Consider the following 18725-nt stretch of genomic DNA (forward strand, 5'->3'; position numbering starts at 1 on the left):
CGGACGGCGACGCCGGACGGCGGCGGGTGGAGGGGACCTGTGGAAGCGACATCGGTTCGGTGGCGGCATCACCGTCAGACCTGGGCCGCCAGGGGCGCCCTGGTGGCGGCGGCGGTGGCGCTCCTGCTGCCGCTCGCACAGGGCGGTGTGGTCGGCGTGGTCCTGCTCGTCGTGGGGCTCGCGGGCCTCGGCCTCACCTGCGCCGCGTTGTGGTGGACCCTGTCCCGGCGCGGCCCCGCGCGCGTCGGTGCCGCCGTCCTGGCCCTCGCCACCCCCGTCGGCGTGGTCGTGCTCTTCGCGCGGGCGAACCTGCTGTGGGTGGTGACGGTCTCCGCCGTGCTGTGGTGGGTGGCCGTGTCGTGGGGCCGGTACGCCCTGCGCAGCACGGGCCTGCGGCAGGGGCGGCTCAGGGAGTACCGCACCCCGCCCCCGCGCCGCCCGTTCCTGCTGCTCAACCCGCGCTCGGGCGGCGGCAAGGTCGAGAAGTTCTCGCTGCGCGAGAAGGCCGAGAGCCTCGGTGCCCAGGTGGTGCTGCTCGACCCCGAGAACCACCAGGACGTCGCCGCTCTCGCGCGCGAGGCCGTGGCCGACGGCGCCGACCTGCTGGGCGTCGCGGGCGGCGACGGGACCCAGGCGCTGGTGGCGGCGGTGGCGGCCGAGCACGGACTGCCGTTCCTCGTGATCTCGGCCGGCACCCGCAACCACTTCGCGATGGACCTCGGCCTGGACCGCGACGACCCCGCCGCGTGTCTCGACGCGCTCACGGACGGTGTCGAAGTCCGCGTCGACCTCTGCTTCGCGGGGGACCGGCCGTTCGTCAACAACGCCTCATTCGGTGTGTACGGCGCGGTCGTGCAGAGCCCCGGCTACCGCGACGACAAGGTCGGCACGGCACTGGACCTGCTGCCCGACCTGCTCACCCGGCAGCGCGGCCCGCGCCTGACCGCCCGCGCCGACGGGAAGGTCTTCACCGACCCGCAGGCCGTGCTGGTGAGCAACAACCCGTACCGCATCGACGACCCCCTGGGCTTCGGCCGGCGTCAGCGACTGAACTCCGGCAGGCTCGGCGTGCTGTCCGTGAAGGTCGACAGCGCCCTGGAGGCGGCGGAGCTGCTGCTCGACCCGCAGGGGTTCGGGGCGCTCACGGCCCAGCAGGTGGTCATCGAGGCCGACGCGCGGCGCCTGGACGTCGGCCTCGACGGTGAGGCCACGACCCTCGCCACGCCCGTGCGGTGCCGCATCGAACGCCGGGCCCTGCGCGTGCGCGTCCCCCGCGAACGGCCCGGGGTTCCCGACCTGCCGCCCCGCCTGGACTGGCGCCGACTGCGCAAACTGGCCGCCGCGGTGGGACGTACGGCGGCCCCCGCACGCTCCGGCCGCCCGGCCCGCCCCCAGGCCGACGAGCCGGCTCAGCAGGACGCGCCGGCGGCCTGAGCCCCTCCGTCCGGGACGATGGCATCCGTCACATCCGCTTCACGCGGCGCGATACGCCTGGTAGACGTGGCGGAGCCAGGACGTACCCCCGTGAAAGCACCGCCCCATGGATGACAGTTCCAGCCGCGACCACGTGCCCTTCAGCATCGACCTCACGCGGGAGGAAGCCCGCCGGCGGGCCGAGGTGCTGGCCGCCCTCGGGCCCGACTGGGACCCCGTGGAGGCCCTCCGGTCGGAGGAGGCCGCGCACGCCCTGCTCTACTCCGGCCTCGACGAGGAGCAGGAGCGGACCTACGCCATGCTGGTGGCGGCCGGAGTGCTGCCGCGACGGGACGCCGGCGATGCGACTTCCCATTGATCCGCAGGCCGACCGGGCCCGCCGGGCCTGGGTGCCCTGCCCCCGCTGCGACGACGCCCGGGACTGCGTGACCTGTGCCGCCCGGCGCAACTGCGCCACGCACTGGCGCTACCTCATCGCCAACGAGGGCGCCCGGGTCCACCTCCAGTGCCCGGGCTGCACGCACACCTGGACCCTCGACACCCGCCCGGGCCGCCGGGGCCTGACCCCCTGAGGGGGTCCGTCGTCACAGGACGACGGGCAGCGACGCCTTGCTGTGGAACACGAAGGTGGGCAGCAGGGCCAGGTCCGCGCTCGGGGTGGCGAGTGCCGGCCGTGGGAAGCGGCCGAAGAGCGCGGACACCGCCGTGACGGCTTGCAGCCGGCCCAGGGGTTCCGCGATGCAGCGGTGCACGCCGTGGCCGAACGCCACGTGCGTCCCGTCGCCGCGCCCGGCGTCGAACTCGGCCGCCGCCGGGCCGTTGACCCGCGGATCGCGCCCGCCGGCGCCGAAGCCCATGATGATGGCCTCCCCCTGCTTGATCACGACGCCCTCACCGAGGTCGATGTCCGCCACCGCGTAGCGCAGCGGCATGTGCTGCACGGGCGCGTCCGCGCGCAGCGTCTCCTCGACCACCGCGGCCCAGGACGTGTATCCGCCGGTGACCGACGAGAGCTGCTCGGGGCGGGTCAGGAGCGCGTGGACGGCGTTGGTGATCAGGCAGGTCGACGAGGGCACACCGCCCGCGACGGTGACGGCCAGGGCCAGCACCCGCTCCTCGTCCGTGAGGTCGGACGAGAGGAGGGTGCTGATCAGGCTGAGGTCGGGGGACCCCGGTCGCAGGAGGCTCCCCAGGAACGTGAGCGTCCGGTGCGCCACGGCGGCCGGGTCGGCGTCGGGCGAGGGCTCGGTGAAGGCGCGGACGACGGCCCGCGTCTCCTCCCGCATGCCCGGCGGCACCCCGAACAGATCGCATATCGTCCCGGCGGCGATGACGTGCGCGTAGTCGGCCCGCACGTCGACCACCGCACCGGAGCCCGGGGTGCCCAGCGTGTCGAGAAGGGTCGTGACCCGGTCACGCAGGGCGCTCTCCAGCTCCCGTACATGGGCGGGGGAGAACGCGCCCTGCATGGCGGTGCGCAGCCTCGTGTGGTCGGCCCCGTAGGCGTTGAGGACGGTCGGGGAGACGAGGAACTGGTGCAGCGGCCAGGTGGCCGGCACCGAGGGGAACGCGGGCCAGTGCCGCTGTGCGTCACGCGAGACCCGTTCGTCCTCGGTGAGGCTGCGCAGCACGTCGTACCGGGTGACCGACCACGCCTTCACGCCGTCGAGCAGGTCGACGGGCACCGCGGGACCGGCCGCCTGGAGGCGGGCGTTGATCTCGTGCAGCCGGTGGCCCGGTCGGTCGAAGCGGACCATGGGAGGATCAACGCTCATGAAACGCCCCTTTTGTCATAAAAAGAGGTGGACAGCCTAACAAGTTCGCCTTGACGGTCCGCAATCCTGCTCAGCAGATCCGGGGCAGCTGCTCGCCGAGCGGCAGATCCACCACCCGGGTCCCGCCCAGCCCCGTGCGGGCCACCACCATCCCCGGGTGGTCCGCGACGACCTCGCCGATGACCGCCGCCTCCGCGCCCCGCTCGTGCGCCCGCATCGCGGCGAGCACCGCGTCGGCGTGCTCACGGGGCACGAAGGCGACGAGCTTGCCCTCGTTCGCCACGTACAGGGGATCGAGGCCCAGCATCGCGCAGGCGCTCGCCACCGGGACAGGCACCGGCACGGCACGCTCCTGGATCACGACCCCGGTCCCCGAGGCGGCGGCGATCTCGTTGAGGGAGGCGGCCAGGCCCCCGCGGGTGGGGTCGCGCAGGACGTGCAGGTCGGGGGTGACCGCCAGCATCGCCTCGACGAGTCCGCCGAGCGGGGCGCAGTCGCTCTCGATCTCGACCTCGAACCGCAGGTTCTCGCGCTCGCTCATGATGGCCACGCCGTGCAGGCCGACCGCCCCGCTGACGACGACCACGTCCCCGGGGACGACGCGCCCCGGGCGCAGGTCGACACCGGCCGGGATCAGACCGATGCCGGAGGTGTTGATGTAGACGCCGTCGCCGTGCCCGGCCTCGACCACCTTGGTGTCACCTGTCACGACCCGCACCCCGGCCGCCTCGGCGGCCGCCCCGAGCGCCTCGGCCACCCTGGCGACGGTGGCGATCTCGACGCCCTCCTCCAGGATGAGCCCGCAGGAGAGGAAGGCCGGACGGGCCCCGCTCATGGCGAGGTCGTTGACCGTGCCGTTGACGGCCAGGTCGCCGATGCTCCCACCGGGGAAGAACAGCGGCCGTACGACGAAGGAGTCGGTGGAGAAGGCGAGCCGCGCACCGCCCAGTTCGACGGTGGCGGAGTCGGTGAGCGGGGCGGGCTCCGGCCCGCCCAGCGCGGGCACGACGACCTGCTCGATCAACTCGGCGGACAGCGCGCCGCCACCGCCGTGACCCATCACCACCCGGGGCCGGTCGCGCAGGGGCGCCGGGCAGGTCCAGGAGAGCATGTCCGGCGCTGCCGTGGTCTCAGACAAGGGAGGTGCCCTCCTGGTTCGGGGCCGTCACCGGCGTCCGGCGGTCCGGCAGCTCCAGCCGCCGGTACAGGTAGTACGCCGCACAGGCGCCCTCGCTGGACACCATCGTCGCCCCCAGCGGTGTGCGCGGCGTGCACGTGGTGCCGAAGGCCTCGCACTCGTGCGGCTTGAGCAGCCCTTGCAGCACCTCGCCGCTGCGGCACTCGGCCGGCTCCCGCGTCATGATGTCGCCGACCTGGAAGCGGTGTTCGGCGTCGTGGTCCCGGTAGCGGGCGGACAGTCGCCAGCCGCTGTCGGGGATGACCCCGATGCCGCGCCAGGCCCGGTCGGTGACCTCGAAGACGTCGTCCAGCATCGCCCGCGCCGCCGGGTTGCCCTCCGGCCGGACCGCGCGCCGATAGGCGTTCTCTACCCGGTGCTCGCCGCGCTCCAGCTGCCGCACGGTCCGCCGGACGCCCTCCAGGATGTCCAGCGGCTCGAACCCGGTCACCACGATCGGTACCCGGAAGCGCTCCGCGAGCCCGGGATACTCCTCGACGCCCATCACGCTGCACACATGGCCCGCCGCGAGGAAGCCCTGCACCCGGCAGTCCGGGGACTGCATGATCGCCTCGATGGCCGGCGGGACCCGGACGTGGCTGACGAGCAGGCTGAAGTTGCGGATGCCGCGCTTGCGGGCCTGGTACACCGTCATCGCGTTGGGCGGGGCCGTCGTCTCGAAGCCGATGCCGAAGAAGACGACCTCGCGGCCCGGGTTCTCCTCGGCGATCCGCAGCGCGTCGAGCGGCGAGTACACCACGCGGACGTCACCGCCCTCCCCGCGCACCTGGAACAGGTCACGGCCCGTCCCCGGAACGCGCAGCATGTCGCCGAAGGAACAGAAGATCACCTCGGGCCGGGAGGCGATCTCCAGCGCCTTGTCGATCACCTCCAGCGGCGTCACGCACACCGGACAACCCGGCCCGTGGATCAACTCCACCTCGTCGGGCAGCAGTTGGTCGATGCCGTGCCGGATGATGGTGTGTGTCTGGCCGCCGCACACCTCCATCAGCGCCCACGGCCGCGTCACCGTGGCTCTGATGTCGTCGAGCAGCCGCGCCGCCAGCTCCGGGTCCTGGAACTCGTCGATGTACTTCACGGCCGCACCTCCCCGGCGTCGCTCCGCGCCGCCTGTTCGGCCTGCTCCCACGGGTCGCCGAACTCCTCCTGGAGCATGCCGAGGTTCTCGAACAGCTCCAGCGTGCGGCGGGCGGACTCCTCGTCCAGCCGCTGCAGGGCGAACCCGACGTGGACGATGGCGTACTCACCGACCTGGAGATCCGGCAGGTACTCCAGGCACACCTCCTTGACCACGCCGCCGAAGTCGACGGTGGCCATGCGGGTGCCGTCCCGCTCCTCCACGCCCAGCACTCTGCCGGGTACCGCCAGGCACATACGCGTCTCCTTTGACTCCTTGTCGGGCGGCGGGCCCGCGGCCGTCATCCGTTCGCGCCCCGCTCCGCCGCGCGGGCGGCCACCACGAGCTGGCCGAGGGCGAGTCCGCCGTCGTTCGGCGGGATCCCGCGGTGCCGCAGGACGGTGAACCCGTCCGCGCGCAGGCCACGGGCGCAGGCCGAGGACAGCAGCGTGTTCGCGAACACCCCACCGCTCAGGGCCACGGTCTCCAGACCCGTCTCCGTGCGGGCCGCCGCGCACACCACCCGCACCAGCCGGGCGACGGCGAGATGGAAGCGCACCGCGATCACGGCCGCGGGGACGCCCGCCCGTACGTCCTCGGCGACGGCCGCCAGCAGGGGCCCCGCGCCGGCGGTGACCGTCCCGGCGCCCGCCGTCCGGAAGGCGTAGCGCGGGTCGTCGTCCTCCCCGGCGGCGGACACGGCGGCGGCCTCCAGCTCGACGGCCGCCTGCGCCTCGTAACCGACGTGCTGGCAGACACCCGCCAGGGACGCCACGGCGTCGAAGAGCCGCCCCATGCTGGACGTCGGCACGCAGTTCAGCCCCCGGTCCAACTGTGCCCGCAACACCGGGAGTTCGGCGGGCGGGCAGGCGGCGACACACGGCAGGTCCGGGCCGGCCGCCAGGCCGGCCGCGTGCAGATGCGCCAGCGCCATGCGGTACGGCCGCCGCACCGCCGCGTCCCCGCCGGGCAGCGGCACATAGGCGAGATGCCCGAACCGGCGGAAGCCGTCGTAGCCCGCGAGCAGGAACTCACCGCCCCACACGGCCCCGTCGTGTCCGTGCCCGGTGCCGTCGAAGGCGACCCCGATGACCCGGTCGGCCGCTCCCAGGCCGTGCTCCGCCATCACGGCGGCGACATGGGCGTGATGGTGCTGCACCGGGACCACCGGGCGCCCTTCGGCGTGCCGCCGCGCCCACGCGGCCGACCGGTATCCCGGGTGGGTGTCGGTGACGAGGAGCGCGGGCCGTACGCCCGTGATCGACTCCAGCTGCCGCTCCGCGCGGTCGAACGCCCGCTGCGTGGCGAGGTCGTCCATGTCGCCGATGTGCGCGGACAGCCAGGCCCTGCGGCCCTCGCCGAGGCAGAGCACGTTCTTCAGGTCCCCGCCGACGGCGAGCGCGGGGGACACCGGCACGGGCAGGGGGACCGGCAGGGGCGCGTAGCCGCGCGAGCGCCGCAGCACCAGGAGCTCACCGTCGCACACCCGCACGACGGAGTCGTCGCACGGCACATGGATGGGCCGGTCGTGGGTGAGCCAGGCGTCGGCCAGGACCGCCAGCCGTTCGAGGGCCTCGGCGTCGTCGGTGACGACGGGCTCGCCGGAGAGGTTGCCGCTCGTCATCACCAGCAGCCGGGGAGCGTCCTCGCCCCCGAACAGCAGATGGTGCACCGGGGTGTACGGCAGCATGACGCCGAGGTCCGCGCTGCCGGGCGCCACACCTTCGGCGGGCACCGGAGCGCCGGGGGCGGGGCGGCCCGCGGCGCGGCGGCGCATCAGCACGATGGGCCGCACCCTGCCGGTGAGCAACTCCCGCTCGGCGGGCCCGACATGCACCAGATGCTCGACGTCCGCGACGTCCCCGGCCATCAGCGCGAACGGCTTGGGTCCGCGCGCCTTGCGGCGGCGCAACTCGCCGACCGCCGCCGGGTCGGTCGCGTCGCATGCGAGGTGGTAGCCGCCGACACCCTTGACGGCGAGCACGCCACCCGACGCGAGCAGGGCGCGTGCCGCCTCGATCGGATCGCCGGCGGGGGACTCGCCCCGCGCGTCGGTCAGCCGCAGACGCGGGCCGCAGTCTGGGCAGGCGACGGGCTGGGCGTGGAAGCGCCGGTCGGCCGGGTCCTCGTACTCCCGGGCGCAGTCGGCGCACAGCGGGAAGTCCGCCATCGTCGTGTGCGCACGGTCGTAGGGAAGTCCCGTGACGATGGTGAAGCGCGGCCCGCAGTGGGTGCATGTGATGAAAGGGTGGCGGTGGCGCCGGTCGGCGGGGTCGGTGAGTTCGGCGAGACAGTCGGCGCAGGTGGCGGTGTCGGGGGCGACCAGCGTCCGGACGGTGCCGGACGGGTGCGAGGCGACGATGCGAAAGCCCCGGCCCCCGGTGGGCGGCAGGTCGGTGGCCTCCACGGCCTCGACCAGCGCGAGCGGCGGGGCGCCGGGCGCGATGCCCGTGCAGAATCGGGCGACGGCGTCCGGTGCGCCCTCCACCTCGACGAGCACCCCGTCGCCGGTGTTGGTGACATGACCGGAGAGCCGCAGCGTGGTGGCGAGTCCGTACAGGTACGGCCGGAAACCCACGCTCTGCACCACGCCCCGCACGACGACCCGGGCCCGCCGCACGGCGCGCCCGGTACGCACGTCCGGGACCGTGCCGGTCTCCGGCGCCGTGCTCACGCCTCGGCCCGTGCCATCACCGGCGCGTGCACGCGGTGCCCCTCGGCCGCCGCCAGCGCCCGGTCGACGAGGACGCCGGCGCCCTCACCGCTGCGCACGGAGGTGAGCACCACCTCGACGCCCGGGTTGACCCGCTGCACATGGGCGCGGAAGGCGGCCTCGTCGAACTCGGCAGGTCCCGCCAGGTCGGACTTGGTGACGAGCACCAGCTGCGCCAGCCCGAACGCGGTCGGGTACTTCAGCGGCTTGTCCTCGCCCTCGGTGACGGAGGCGAGCACCACCCGCAGCGACTCACCGAGGTCGTAGGAGGCGGGGCACACCAGGTTGCCGACGTTCTCCACGAACAGCAGGCGGGTGTCCTCGGGCAGCCACTCGTGCAGGTGCCCGGCCAGCATGTCCGCCTCCAGGTGGCAGAGCCCGTCGGTGAGCACCTGCTTGACCGGCACGCCGGAACGCGCGAGCCGCACGGCGTCGTTCTCCGTGGCGAGGTCCGCGGTGAGCGCGGCGGTCGCGAGGCCGCGCTCCCGGGCGAGCAGCAACTCCCGCTCCAGCAGGGCCGTCTTGCCGCTGCCCGGACTGGACAGGAGGTTGACCACCGTCGTGCCCCGGGCCGTCAGTTCGGTGCGCAGGACGCGGGCCGCCATGCTGTTCTTGGCGAGCACCGCCTGCCGTAGGTCCACTACGCGGCACATGGTCAGCTCTCCTTGAGGGGGGTGGCGGGGGCGGGCTCGGCCCAGTGCACCTCGGTGATCCGCAGCTCACGGCCCGCCAGCAGGTCGGTGGCGCCGCTCCCGCAGCCCGCGCAGGTCATGTCGGGCGGCATCCCGGTGTCCCAGGCCCGCCCGCACGGCGCGCAGGACGCCCGGCCGGGCACGGCCCGGGTGGTGAGCGCGGCGCCCTCCAGCACGGTCCCGGCGCAGGCCAGTTCGAAGCAGAACGCGAGGGAGTCGGGCACCACCCCGGCCAGCTCGCCGACGTCCAGACGCACGGCGCGGACACCGGACTCGCCTCGTGACTGCGCCGCTCGCTCGACCTGGTCCACGACCGACAGGGCGACGGACATTTCGTGCATCGGTCTCCGTCCCGGGCCCGGCTGATGTCCTGGGCGCCCATTACACGGCGGGGGCCCGGCGCCCGGCCCAGCGGCGCGCCGGGGTCACACGGATGCCTGGCCCGTTCGGTGCACCGGCCGGGGGCGGGCGGTCCGGCCGGTGTCACATACGGCGAATCCGCAGGTAGCGCTTGATGTCGGGCATGACGTGGGTGACCAACGCGGCGAGGGCGGTGGCGGCGGTCGCGGCGGCCGCACCGCTGATGATGCGCTTGTTCATGATGCTCTCCGTGGGGTGGGGGGTGCTTCGGCGAAGTCCTCGGCACCTAGACGACTGCTTCATCGCCCTCCTTCACTGCGGACGGGTCGCGCAGCAGGTCGACGACCAGGCGCACCGCCTCGGGCAGCGCGGCGGCGACGGCCGGGCTGAGGCCGATGCCCTCCTCGACGGTGGCGGGTTCGCACCCCACCACCAGCGTGCGCCGCGGCGGCCGGGCGCCGGTACCGGCGCACAGGGTGTCCAGCAGGGCCAGCACGGCGTCGGGCGACATCCGGTGCCCGTCGAGCGGCACGTCCTGCGGCGGGCGGCGCGAGCCCGGCTCCGCCGCGTCGATGACGTACAGCGTCCCGGGCTCGCCGCCCCGGGCGGTGGCGTCGAGCAGGACGAGGGTGTCGTACCCGTCGAGCAGCCGGTACGCCAGATGCACCCCGCGGATGCCGATGTCGGCGACCTCGGTGCCGGGCGGCAGCTCCTGGCCGGACAGCAGCCGTGCCGCCTCGACGCCGAAGCCGTCGTCGCCGAGGAAGATGTTGCCCACCCCGGCGACCAGGGCTCGGGGGCTCGATCCGGATGTGGCGCTCACGCGTCCTCCCGGATCTCGGCGACGGCCACCTCGTCCGGCTGGAAGTACAGGTAACGCCCCTGCTCCCGGCGGATGTCGGCACCCGGGTCGTCCTCCAGGGTGACCGCGATGTGCACGCCGCCGTCGACGTCGTGCAGCACCGCCTCCACCAGCGCGTACCGCCCGTCGACGAACAGGTCCTGGGCGTCGGTGTGCCGCAGCCGGGGCCGCAGCAGCACCCGGCAGCCGGCCCGTACCGGCCGGCCGTCGACCAGGACGTGGTCGTGCGACGGGTCGACGGAGGTGTCCCCGCCCGGGTCCCACCACGGGGTGTCGGGGCGCATCACGCCGTCCTGCGGGAAGGGATCGGCCCCGTCGGGCGTCCGGAACGCGGGCACACCGTCCGGCGCGCGCGTGCCCGGCCCGGTGACCTCCCGCAGACCGCGGATCGCGCCGTGCAGCCGCTCCAGCACCTCCGGCGGCATCGTGTCGGCCAGGTCGATCACCGCGGCGGCCCGCTCGTCCGTGCCCCTGGCCTCGCGCTTCTCCTCGTCGGTCAGGGCGGCGGTGCGCAGGGCGAGGATCTCGTCGATCTCCGTGGCGTCGTACAGCGCGCCGGGGCTCTCCGGGGCGATCGCGGGGTGGTCCTCCAGGATGATCGGTGAGGAGAGGACCAGGTCGGCGCGGCCCGGTTCACCGGCCAGCACCGGCCAGGTGTGCAGGTTGCGGCAGGCCGCGGCGGCCCCCTTGGCCCACTCGGGCGGGTCCGTCAGCGACAGGAACCGTCCGGCGTCCAGGCACAGCAGCGTGTGGCTCGCGACCAGCGAACGGGGCAGCGCCGCGTCACGGTCGGCGTCCCGCGCGGGCAGCCAGTCAGCGGTGTTCTCCACGACCACGCTGAGCCGCTGGGTCCGGTACGGCCCGTCCAGCTCGCCCATCGACAGCCGCAGGGTGCCGCTGACCTCCTCGCGGCGCCGCACCAGCCGGCCGACGGTCGCGCCGGCGCCGTCCGTCACGGGCTCGCTCTCCTCGGACGCCGGCACGCCGAACGGCACGACGACGTCACCCTCCGCCAGCTTCGCCACCGGCACGGTGAGCCGCACCTGTTCCTCGTGCCCCTCGTCCCAGGGCACCAATACCCGGTCCTCCAGGGCCAGTTCGGGCACCGTCTCGAAGCCGCCGCCGGGGCGGGCACGCTGCACGGTGCGCCGCCGGGCGTGCAGGAAGCGCACCTCGACGGCGAGCGTCGCGCCCGGCTTCGGCTCCATCAGCAGCTCGGTGTGCTGGAACTCGTGCTCCTCGGTGGCCGCGCTCCACGCCGGCGGCACCAGCACGCCGAACTGCCAGCGCAGCCGGTTCTTCGCGGCGGACGCACGGTACGGGTAGAGCACGTACCCCTCGAACAGCACGGCGTCGGCGACCTGCCGGGCGACGGCCAGGCGCGCCTCCGTCCCGGGGGCGAAGGTCGTCGTGATCACGGTGTCCTCTCCCCGGCCGCCGTCATGAGTGCCTCGACCGTCTCCTGCCACGAGGGCAGCGCGCGCCGCGACCGGTACGCCACCAGGGCGTCCATGGTGTCCCGGGGCAGCCTGATCCAGCCGGAGCCCGGGAAGTGCTGTTCGACCATCTCCCGCCACGTCTTCACCGGCATCCGGAATCCGGCCTCCCTGTCCCAGGGGACCGGCTCGACGCGGAAGCCGCCCTCGCCGGTGAACGCCGTGCCGGAGAACAGCATCAGCAGCGGCACCTCCCCGTCCTCAAGGGCGTCGAAGTAGCGGGTGGACGCGATGTCCATGTCGTAGGTGCAGGGCACGGCGACATCGGTCTCGACCTCGCCGGTGAACCCGGGCACCATCACCTGCACCTGCGCGAACTGCACCGGGTTGAGGCTGCTGCCCCACCGCGAGCGTTCACCGAACAGGTCGGTCAGCGCCGCCGCCTCGCGGTCGTCGTAGCCGCGCCGGGCCGGCTCGATCCGGATCTGGCAGCGCAGCGCCAGCGCGTGCACCCGGGTCGGCGGTGACGCCGTGACACGCAGCCGGAACACCAGGGTGGGGCCCATGGCGTAGGGGTCGGCGCGCACCCCGGTGCATGTGAACGCGAACTCGGTCACGACCGGCTCCCTCGTGGCTCCCGGGCCTGTTCGTCGACGTACGTGAAGAAGGCCTCCAGGTCGGCCCGGGCCTCGGCGCCGCCGTCGAAGCCCTGCCAGCGCAGCCGCATCCGGCCGACCAGTTCGTAACAGATGTCGACCGGCACCAGGAAGCAGTCGACCCGGCCCTCGTGGCGGCGCAGCAGCAACGCCTCGACATCGGGTGCCAGCAGCCCGGCGAGTTCCGTGGCGGCCAGCACGGACTGCCAGTGCGCCGGGTCCAGTTCGCTCTCGGTCGCCCCGGCCGGGCTCGGGTACAGCGCGACCAGCCGGTCGAGTGCCGAGTTGCGGAAGAAGAACGCGACCCCGACCGGGATGCCGAGCCGTTCCCAGACCTGTGCGTCGATCCGGTGGCCGGGGTCGCGCAGCCAGCGCCCGGGCACCGTACGGAACCGGCCCCCGGTGTCCCCGGAGCGGTCGAGCAGAAGGGCGCAGGGGTCGCAGGCGCACGCCAAGGCGCGCTTCTCGACGTCGACGAGGTGCCGGTGCCGCGTGTCCGTGAGCGGCGCGGCGCACAGCTCGCAGCGCTCCTCACGGGGCCCGCGCGGGGTGGTGAAGCGGCGCAGGCCCCGGGCCCCGGTGCCGTGCCGCAGGGGCCCCGGGCCGGTGGGCGCGCTCACCGCGCGCCGGCCGACGAGCGGCCGCCCGTCCCGGCGCCGGGCGGTGCGGAGCCGATCTGGAGCAACGCGGGCTCCCGCGCCGGGGCTTCCATCTCCACGGAGGTCACCTCCGGCGCGAAGCACGCCAGCGCGCTCCGGGCCGCCTCCTCGACGCCCCCGGCGCCCCCGCAGCCACAGCCGCCCGAGCCGGCGGGGCGCAGCCGCAGCACGCCGGTGGCCGGGTCGAAGCCGGCGTTCTCGACCGGCTGGGGGAGCCCGTCGAGCGCACGGGCGATGCGGGCGCGCGCGTCCTCCGGGTGCAGGCCGTGCAGCACCAGCAGGCTCGCCACCAGGTCGTCGCCGAGCAGGGCACCGAGGGCGCCGGACGCGCCGGCGTCGCGCTCCACCAGGTCCAGCACGCGCGCCAGACCGGCGCCGTAGAACTCCATGAGGACCCGCACGAGTTCCTCGGCCGCCTCGCACGCCGAGGTGTCGCCGGAGGCGGCCAGCCGGTCGAGGACCTCCTCGACGAGCCGGCCGGCCGTCTCCGCGTCCACCGTGCCGTGCGTCCCGCTCATCCGGCCAGACCGCTCAGGCCGGTGGGGACGTGCATCGCCTTGGTGGTGCGGCCGTCACCGACGTACATGTGCACACCGCACGGCAGACACGGGTCGAAACTGCGCACGGCGCGCATGATGTCGATGCCCTTGAAGTTCTCCGGCGGGTTCTCCTCGAAGATCGGCGTGTTCTGCACCGCGTCCTCGTAGGGGCCGGGCGTGCCGTAGGTGTCGCGCGTCGAGGCGTTCCACGGGGTGGGCGGGTAGGGGTGGTAGTTGGCGATCTTGCCGTCCCGGATGACCATGTGGTGCGAGAGCACCCCGCGCACCGCCTCGGTGAAGCCGACACCGATCGCCTCGTCCGGCACGTCGAACTTCTCCCACGTCTGGGTGCGCCCGGCGCGCACCTCGGCGAGGCCCATCTCCGCGCTGTGCAGCGCCACCGCGGCGGCGTACGCCTGGAAGTAGGTGCGGGCCCGGTTGCGTTCGAGGGCGTTGCTCCACTGCGGGATCTTCCACTCGAAGGTGGTCTCCGGCTTGGTGAGCGTGCGCGGCAGGTTGATGACCACGCTGTGCCCGGTCGCCTTCACGTACCCGATGTCCACCAGGCCCGACAGCGCCGTCGACCACAGCCGGGCGAGCGGGCCGCCGCCGGTGTCCAGCGGCAGATGGTCCTTGCCGTCGAACCAGCGCGGCGACATCACCCAGCTGTACTTGTCGTCGAAGTCCCGCTTCTGGGGGGCCGGGATGGTGTGCTGGTTCCACGGGTGGCGGGGGTCGACCGGGTTGCCGAGCGGGTCGTGCGTGACGAACTGCTCCTGGCCCACCCAGTCCTCGTAGTACGAGCTGCCGAGCAGGATGCGGATGCCGAGGTTGATCTCGGTGAGGTCGTTGGTGACCAGCTTGCCGTCCACCACGACGCCGGGGGTGACGAGCATCCGCCGGCCCCAGTCCGTCATGTTGGCGTAGGTGAAGTCGCAGTACTCGGGATCGTTGAACGCCCCCCAGCAGCCGAGCAGCACCCGGCGGCGGCCGACCTCCTCGTAGCCGGGCAGCGCCTCGTAGAAGAAGTCGAACAGGTCGTCGTGGAGCGGCACGACGCGCTTCATGAACTCCACGTAGCGCATGAGGCGGGACATGTAGTCCGTGAACAACTGCACGGAGCCGATGGTGCCGACGCCGCCCGGGTAGAGCGTGGAGGGGTGCACGTGGCGCCCCTCCATCAGGCAGAACATCTCCCGCGTGTAGCGGCTGACCGAGAGCGCCTCGCGGTAGAACTCGCCCTCCAGCGGGTTCAGGGCACGCATGATGTCGGCGATGGTGCGGTAGCCGTGGTCGGCGGCGTGGGGTGCCTCGGTGCGCTCGGCGAGTTCCATGACGCCCGGGTTGGTCTCGCGGACCATCTTCTCGCAGTAGTCGACCCCGACCAGGTTCTCCTGGAAGATGTTGTGGTCGAACATGAATTCCGCGGACTCACCGCAGTTGATGATCCACTCACCGAGGTGCGGCGGCTTGACGCCGTAGGCCATGTTCTGCGCGTACACCGAGCACGTGGCGTGGTTGTCGCCGCAGATGCCGCAGATCCGGCTGGTGATGAAGTGCGCGTCACGCGGGTCCTTGCCCCGCATGAAGACGCTGTAGCCGCGGAAGACCGACGAGGTGCTGTAGCACTCGGCGACCCGCTTCTTCTTGAAGTCGATCTTCGCGTGGATGCCGAGGCTGCCCACGATCCGGGTGATCGGGTCCCACGCCATCTCCACCAGTCCGGTGCCGTCACCGGATGTCGTCGAGGTCGCCATTGTGTCTGTGATGCCCTTCGATCGGTCGGTTCTGCGAGGGGGGAGGGGGGAGCGGCCGGGGGAGCGGGGTCACCAGGGGGGCCGGTAGCCGGTGGTGATCTCCCGGCCCGTGTGCCGCCACCTGGGTTCCTTGTCCACCGTCTTCGCCGTGATGGACCGCAGCCTGCGGATCACCGCGCCGTAGGCACCGCTGGCGGTGCTGGAGAGCCTGCCGCCGGGCGGCTCGTCCATGAACGGCATGAACTTGTCGGGGAAGCCGGGCATCGTGCAGGCGATGCAGATGCCGCCCACGTTCGGACAGCCGCCGATGCCGTTCATCCAGCCCCGCTTGGGCACGTTGCACTTGACGACCGGACCCCAGCAGCCGAGCTTGACCAGGCACTTGGGCGAGTCGTACTCCATCGCGAACTGGCCCTGCTCGTAGTAGCCGGCCCGGTCGCAGCCCTCGTGCACGGTCGCCCCGAACAGCCAGGTCGGCCGGAGCTTGTCGTCCAGCGGGATCATCGGCGCCGAACCCGCCGCCTGGTACAGCAGATACGTCAGCGTCTCGGCGAAGTTGTCCGGCTGGATGGGGCAGCCGGGCACGCACACGATCGGGATGCCCGCCTTCGACTTCCAGTCCCAGCCGAGGTAGTCGGGCACCCCCATCGCGCCGGTCGGGTTGCCGGCCATGGCGTGGATGCCGCCGTACGTGGCGCAGGTGCCGATCGCGACGACGGCCAGGGCCTTCGGGGCGAGCCGGTCGATCCACTCACTGGTGGTGATGGGCTGGCCGGTCTCCGGGTTGTCGCCGAAGCCGCACCAATAGCCCTCCTGCTTGATCGCCTCGTTGGGGATGGACCCCTCCACGACGAGGACGAACGGGTCGATCTCCCCGCGCTCGCCCTTGAAGAACCACTCGATGAACGTGTCCGCGCCACCGACCGGACCGCACTCGAAGTCGATCAGCGGCCAGTGCACCGCGATCTTCGGCAGCCCGGGAAGCGCCCCCAGGGCGATCTCCTCGATGCTCGGCTGCATCGCGGCCGTCAGGGCGACCGAGTCGCCGTCGCAACTCAGCCCGGCGTTGATCCAGAGGATGTGGATCGGTTCCTCGTCCGTGCCGGGCGAGCCGGCCGCGCCCGGCTCCTGAGCCGTGGTCGGCGATGCTGCGTTCATCAACTGCCTCCCGGGGAGGAAGAGCCTCAGAGCCGATGAATCGGCCCATGTTCCAGCCAAGCGTCGGACAGCGCGACGGCCCCCGCATCCGCACCGGCGGGTGCCCGTTCCTTGCGGGCGAAGGCCCGGCGCAGCGCGTGGTAGGGCGCGTCGGGGTCCGAGAAGATCCTGTGCATCAGGCGCAGTTCCCGCTCCCGGACGGCCGCCAGCGGGGTGACCGCCTCCCGGCGCTCGCTCTCGGCCTTCTTCGCGGCGACGCGTGACTGCGCGGCGGCCGAGGTCGCCAGCCGATGGGCCAGGCGGGTGACGTCGTCCGTGAACCGCGCCGGCGGGCACGTGACGACCCGGTCGATCAGCCCGACGTCCCGGGCGCGGGCGGCCGTGACGGGCAGCGCCTCCTGGGTGAGCCGCTCCGCCATGGCCGCGCCGACCCGGCGCGGCAGGCTGTACGTCCAGTACTCGGAGCCGTACAGGCCCATGCGCCGGTAGTGCGGATTGAGTACCGAGCCGGAACGGCACCACACCTCGTCGGCGGCCAGCGCCAGCATCACGCCCCCGGCGGCGGCGTTGCCGCCGACCGCACTCACCACGAGCCGGTCGGTGGTGGTGAGGACCGCCTCGACGAGGTCGTCCATGGCGTTGATGTTGGCCCAGGACTCCGCGGCCGGATCGGCGGCGGCCTCGATGACACCGAGGTGGATCCCGTTCGAGAAGAAGTCGCGCCCGCCACCGAGCACCAGCACGGCCGTCGGCCGCTCCGTCGCCGCCCGGTAGGCGGCCAGCAGCCGTCGGCACCGGTCGGTGGACATCGCCCCGCCCGGGAACGCGAACGACAGGACGCCCACCGGCCCGTCCTCCCGGTAGCGGATGTCGGACCAGGACGCCTCGTCCGCGCCCTCCCGTTCCGGCAGCCGGGGCAGCCGCGCGCCCAGGGCGGTCACGGCGGGCAGCTTGCAGGCGCGCGGGGCGCCGGCCGCCGTACGCTCCCGCAGCTCGGGGATCCAGACCGCGCCGTCCGCCGTCGCCCGGCAGATCGCGCCCGCCCGCGTCGCCAGTAGTTCCCCGGGCCGCCCGCGCAGCCGGGGCTCGGGATGCCCGCCGTGCAGGAACCACTGACCGCCGAGCAGTTCGTCGAGCACGCCGGGCTGCGAGTCGGCGGCGCGCAGGGTGCGCAGCACGGTGCCGGTGGCGTCGTCGGCCCAGGAGATACGGCGTTCCTCCTGGCGCATCACGGGCCTGGTCCGGGCGCCGGGCGCCGTCGGCAGGGCCGACTGGTCCCGGGGCACGTACCGGCCGGAGGCGAACCGCTCCACGGCCAGCAGCACCGCCTCGACCGCCGCGTCGGACACCTCGTTGCGGTAGACGTCGCTCTTGCCCACGTCGGGGAGGGTGCAGGCGGCCGTCGCCCAGACCGGCCCGGCGTCCATCTCCGCGTCGGCCTGGAGCACGGTCACGCCCCACTCGGTGGCACCGTCGTGGAGGGCCCGGTCCAGCGAGGAGGGGCCCCGGTCGCCGACGGGGCCGGGGTGGACGATCAGACAGACGCGGGCCGACCACACCTCGCGCGGTACGACGGCCTTGAGCAGGGGCGCCACGACCAGGTCGGGCGTGTGCCGCCCGACGGCCGTCCGCACGTCGTCGCCGCGCGGCGTCACCTCGACGGCGACCTCGTGCCCGCGCTCGCGCAGCTCGGCGTGCACACGCTGGGTGAGGCTGTTGTAGGCGCTGCCGATGAGCAGGATGCGCATGCCGGTGATGGTCGTACAGACATCTCCGCGGAGGTCGGCGCGAATCCCGGCGGTCACTCGTAGGAGGCCGGCTTCCCGCCATCTGCCGCTTATGCGCGGGTATGCCCCATGTGTCGGCAAGTGGGAGAATTACTGAGGACCGGGCACCTGTCGGGTGCCCCCCTCCGACAGCGGACAGGCAGGTCGGCGCATGGCCAAGGAAAACAAGTCGTCGAAGCCGTCGCACGGCCGCGGGCCGAGCCGGCACGAGGGGACCGAGCAGCACGGCTGGTCCCCCGACGTCGACGCGACGCGACAGCAGGACAACCCCAGTGCCCGGCGCTCCTTCCACGCCGAGGAACACGCGCCCCAGCGCGGGGCGGGCCGCAGCCGGTCCAAGGAGGAGCGCGGCTCCGTGCCCGGTGACGTCGTCTCCGGTGAGGGGCGCAGCGGTGAGGACTACGCCGAGAAGTCGGAGAAGGGCATGCGCGACACCGGCCGCAGGGGTCGCTCCGGCCGGCCGAGCGGGACCAAGGACGACGACGCCTTCACCGGCGTCGACCCCGACGACTCCGCATCCGGACACCGTCCGGGCTGACGTCCGTCGCCCCCCGTGCTCGCTTGCGGTGACCGGGGAACCGT

General features: G+C 73.4%; 20 protein-coding genes. 4 read left to right on the forward strand and 16 right to left on the reverse strand.

Going from position 1 to position 18725, the window contains the following annotated elements:
- Nucleotides 1-39 precede the first annotated feature (39 nt).
- From ACZ7LV_RS01535 to ACZ7LV_RS01545, 3 genes are all read left to right on the forward strand, one after another.
- Nucleotides 40-1434, forward strand: a complete 1395-nt coding sequence (locus ACZ7LV_RS01535) for a diacylglycerol/lipid kinase family protein (protein ID WP_471934770.1) — start codon at nt 40-42, stop codon at nt 1432-1434.
- A 106-nt stretch (nt 1435-1540) separates the two neighbouring features.
- Nucleotides 1541-1792, forward strand: a complete 252-nt coding sequence (locus ACZ7LV_RS01540; protein WP_401667249.1) for a DUF6400 family protein — start codon at nt 1541-1543, stop codon at nt 1790-1792.
- Entirely contained in the window at nt 1776-2006 is a 231-nt protein-coding gene (locus tag ACZ7LV_RS01545) for a hypothetical protein (protein ID WP_471934771.1), read from the forward strand. The genes ACZ7LV_RS01540 and ACZ7LV_RS01545 overlap by 17 nt, the downstream gene beginning before the upstream one ends.
- A 12-nt stretch (nt 2007-2018) precedes the next feature.
- On the opposite strand, the gene ACZ7LV_RS01550 is transcribed toward ACZ7LV_RS01545, so the two are convergent.
- From ACZ7LV_RS01550 to ACZ7LV_RS01625, 16 genes are all read right to left on the reverse strand, one after another.
- On the reverse strand, nt 2019-3209 hold the full coding sequence (locus ACZ7LV_RS01550) for a cytochrome P450 (RefSeq protein WP_471934772.1): 1191 nt from the start codon (nt 3207-3209) through the stop codon (nt 2019-2021).
- A 70-nt stretch (nt 3210-3279) separates the two neighbouring features.
- Complete coding sequence (gene hypE / locus ACZ7LV_RS01555; RefSeq protein WP_471934773.1) at nt 3280-4347, reverse strand: hydrogenase expression/formation protein HypE; 1068 nt, start codon at nt 4345-4347, stop codon at nt 3280-3282.
- Nucleotides 4340-5485: a hydrogenase formation protein HypD gene (hypD, locus tag ACZ7LV_RS01560; RefSeq protein ID WP_471934774.1), complete on the reverse strand. Its 1146-nt coding sequence runs from the start codon at nt 5483-5485 to the stop codon at nt 4340-4342. Before hypD ends, hypE begins: the two co-directional genes overlap by 8 nt.
- The gene (locus ACZ7LV_RS01565) at nt 5482-5781 is read right to left on the reverse strand and encodes a HypC/HybG/HupF family hydrogenase formation chaperone (RefSeq protein ID WP_401667260.1); all 300 of its coding nucleotides are present in this window, start codon (nt 5779-5781) and stop codon (nt 5482-5484) included. Before ACZ7LV_RS01565 ends, hypD begins: the two co-directional genes overlap by 4 nt.
- A gap of 44 nt (nt 5782-5825) precedes the next feature.
- Nucleotides 5826-8198: a carbamoyltransferase HypF gene (gene hypF / locus ACZ7LV_RS01570; protein ID WP_471934775.1), complete on the reverse strand. Its 2373-nt coding sequence runs from the start codon at nt 8196-8198 to the stop codon at nt 5826-5828.
- On the reverse strand, nt 8195-8890 hold the full coding sequence (hypB, locus tag ACZ7LV_RS01575; RefSeq protein WP_471934776.1) for a hydrogenase nickel incorporation protein HypB: 696 nt from the start codon (nt 8888-8890) through the stop codon (nt 8195-8197). Before hypB ends, hypF begins: the two co-directional genes overlap by 4 nt.
- Before the next feature lie 2 nt (nt 8891-8892).
- Nucleotides 8893-9270 (reverse strand): hydrogenase maturation nickel metallochaperone HypA/HybF, encoded by a 378-nt coding sequence (locus ACZ7LV_RS01580; protein WP_471934777.1) that lies wholly within the window; start codon nt 9268-9270, stop codon nt 8893-8895.
- A gap of 142 nt (nt 9271-9412) precedes the next feature.
- Entirely contained in the window at nt 9413-9529 is a 117-nt protein-coding gene (locus ACZ7LV_RS01585; protein ID WP_471934778.1) for a DUF6893 family small protein, read from the reverse strand.
- A gap of 46 nt (nt 9530-9575) precedes the next feature.
- Nucleotides 9576-10112 (reverse strand): hydrogenase maturation protease, encoded by a 537-nt coding sequence (locus tag ACZ7LV_RS01590; RefSeq protein ID WP_471934779.1) that lies wholly within the window; start codon nt 10110-10112, stop codon nt 9576-9578.
- Nucleotides 10109-11569 carry a hypothetical protein gene (locus ACZ7LV_RS01595; protein WP_471934780.1) on the reverse strand — a complete coding sequence of 487 codons (1461 nt, stop codon included), beginning with the start codon at nt 11567-11569 and terminating at the stop codon, nt 10109-10111. The genes ACZ7LV_RS01590 and ACZ7LV_RS01595 overlap by 4 nt, the downstream gene beginning before the upstream one ends.
- Nucleotides 11566-12204, reverse strand: coding sequence for a DUF6084 family protein (locus tag ACZ7LV_RS01600; RefSeq protein ID WP_471934781.1), 639 nt, complete (start codon nt 12202-12204; stop codon nt 11566-11568). Before ACZ7LV_RS01600 ends, ACZ7LV_RS01595 begins: the two co-directional genes overlap by 4 nt.
- Nucleotides 12201-12863, reverse strand: a complete 663-nt coding sequence (locus ACZ7LV_RS01605; RefSeq protein WP_471934782.1) for a DUF5947 family protein — start codon at nt 12861-12863, stop codon at nt 12201-12203. The genes ACZ7LV_RS01600 and ACZ7LV_RS01605 overlap by 4 nt, the downstream gene beginning before the upstream one ends.
- On the reverse strand, nt 12860-13420 hold the full coding sequence (locus ACZ7LV_RS01610) for a hypothetical protein (RefSeq protein ID WP_471934783.1): 561 nt from the start codon (nt 13418-13420) through the stop codon (nt 12860-12862). The genes ACZ7LV_RS01605 and ACZ7LV_RS01610 overlap by 4 nt, the downstream gene beginning before the upstream one ends.
- Nucleotides 13417-15198, reverse strand: a complete 1782-nt coding sequence (locus ACZ7LV_RS01615; RefSeq protein ID WP_471934784.1) for a nickel-dependent hydrogenase large subunit — start codon at nt 15196-15198, stop codon at nt 13417-13419. Before ACZ7LV_RS01615 ends, ACZ7LV_RS01610 begins: the two co-directional genes overlap by 4 nt.
- Before the next feature lie 69 nt (nt 15199-15267).
- Nucleotides 15268-16356: an NADH-quinone oxidoreductase subunit B family protein gene (locus tag ACZ7LV_RS01620; RefSeq protein WP_401667287.1), complete on the reverse strand. Its 1089-nt coding sequence runs from the start codon at nt 16354-16356 to the stop codon at nt 15268-15270.
- Between the two features lie 26 nt (nt 16357-16382).
- Complete coding sequence (locus tag ACZ7LV_RS01625; protein ID WP_471934785.1) at nt 16383-18104, reverse strand: enoyl-CoA hydratase-related protein; 1722 nt, start codon at nt 18102-18104, stop codon at nt 16383-16385.
- A gap of 190 nt (nt 18105-18294) precedes the next feature.
- On the opposite strand from ACZ7LV_RS01625, the gene ACZ7LV_RS01630 reads away from it, so the two are divergent.
- Nucleotides 18295-18681, forward strand: coding sequence for a hypothetical protein (locus ACZ7LV_RS01630; protein WP_471934786.1), 387 nt, complete (start codon nt 18295-18297; stop codon nt 18679-18681).
- Nucleotides 18682-18725 lie beyond the last annotated feature (44 nt).

This window comes from Streptomyces sp. NPDC107562 (assembly GCF_055657325.1).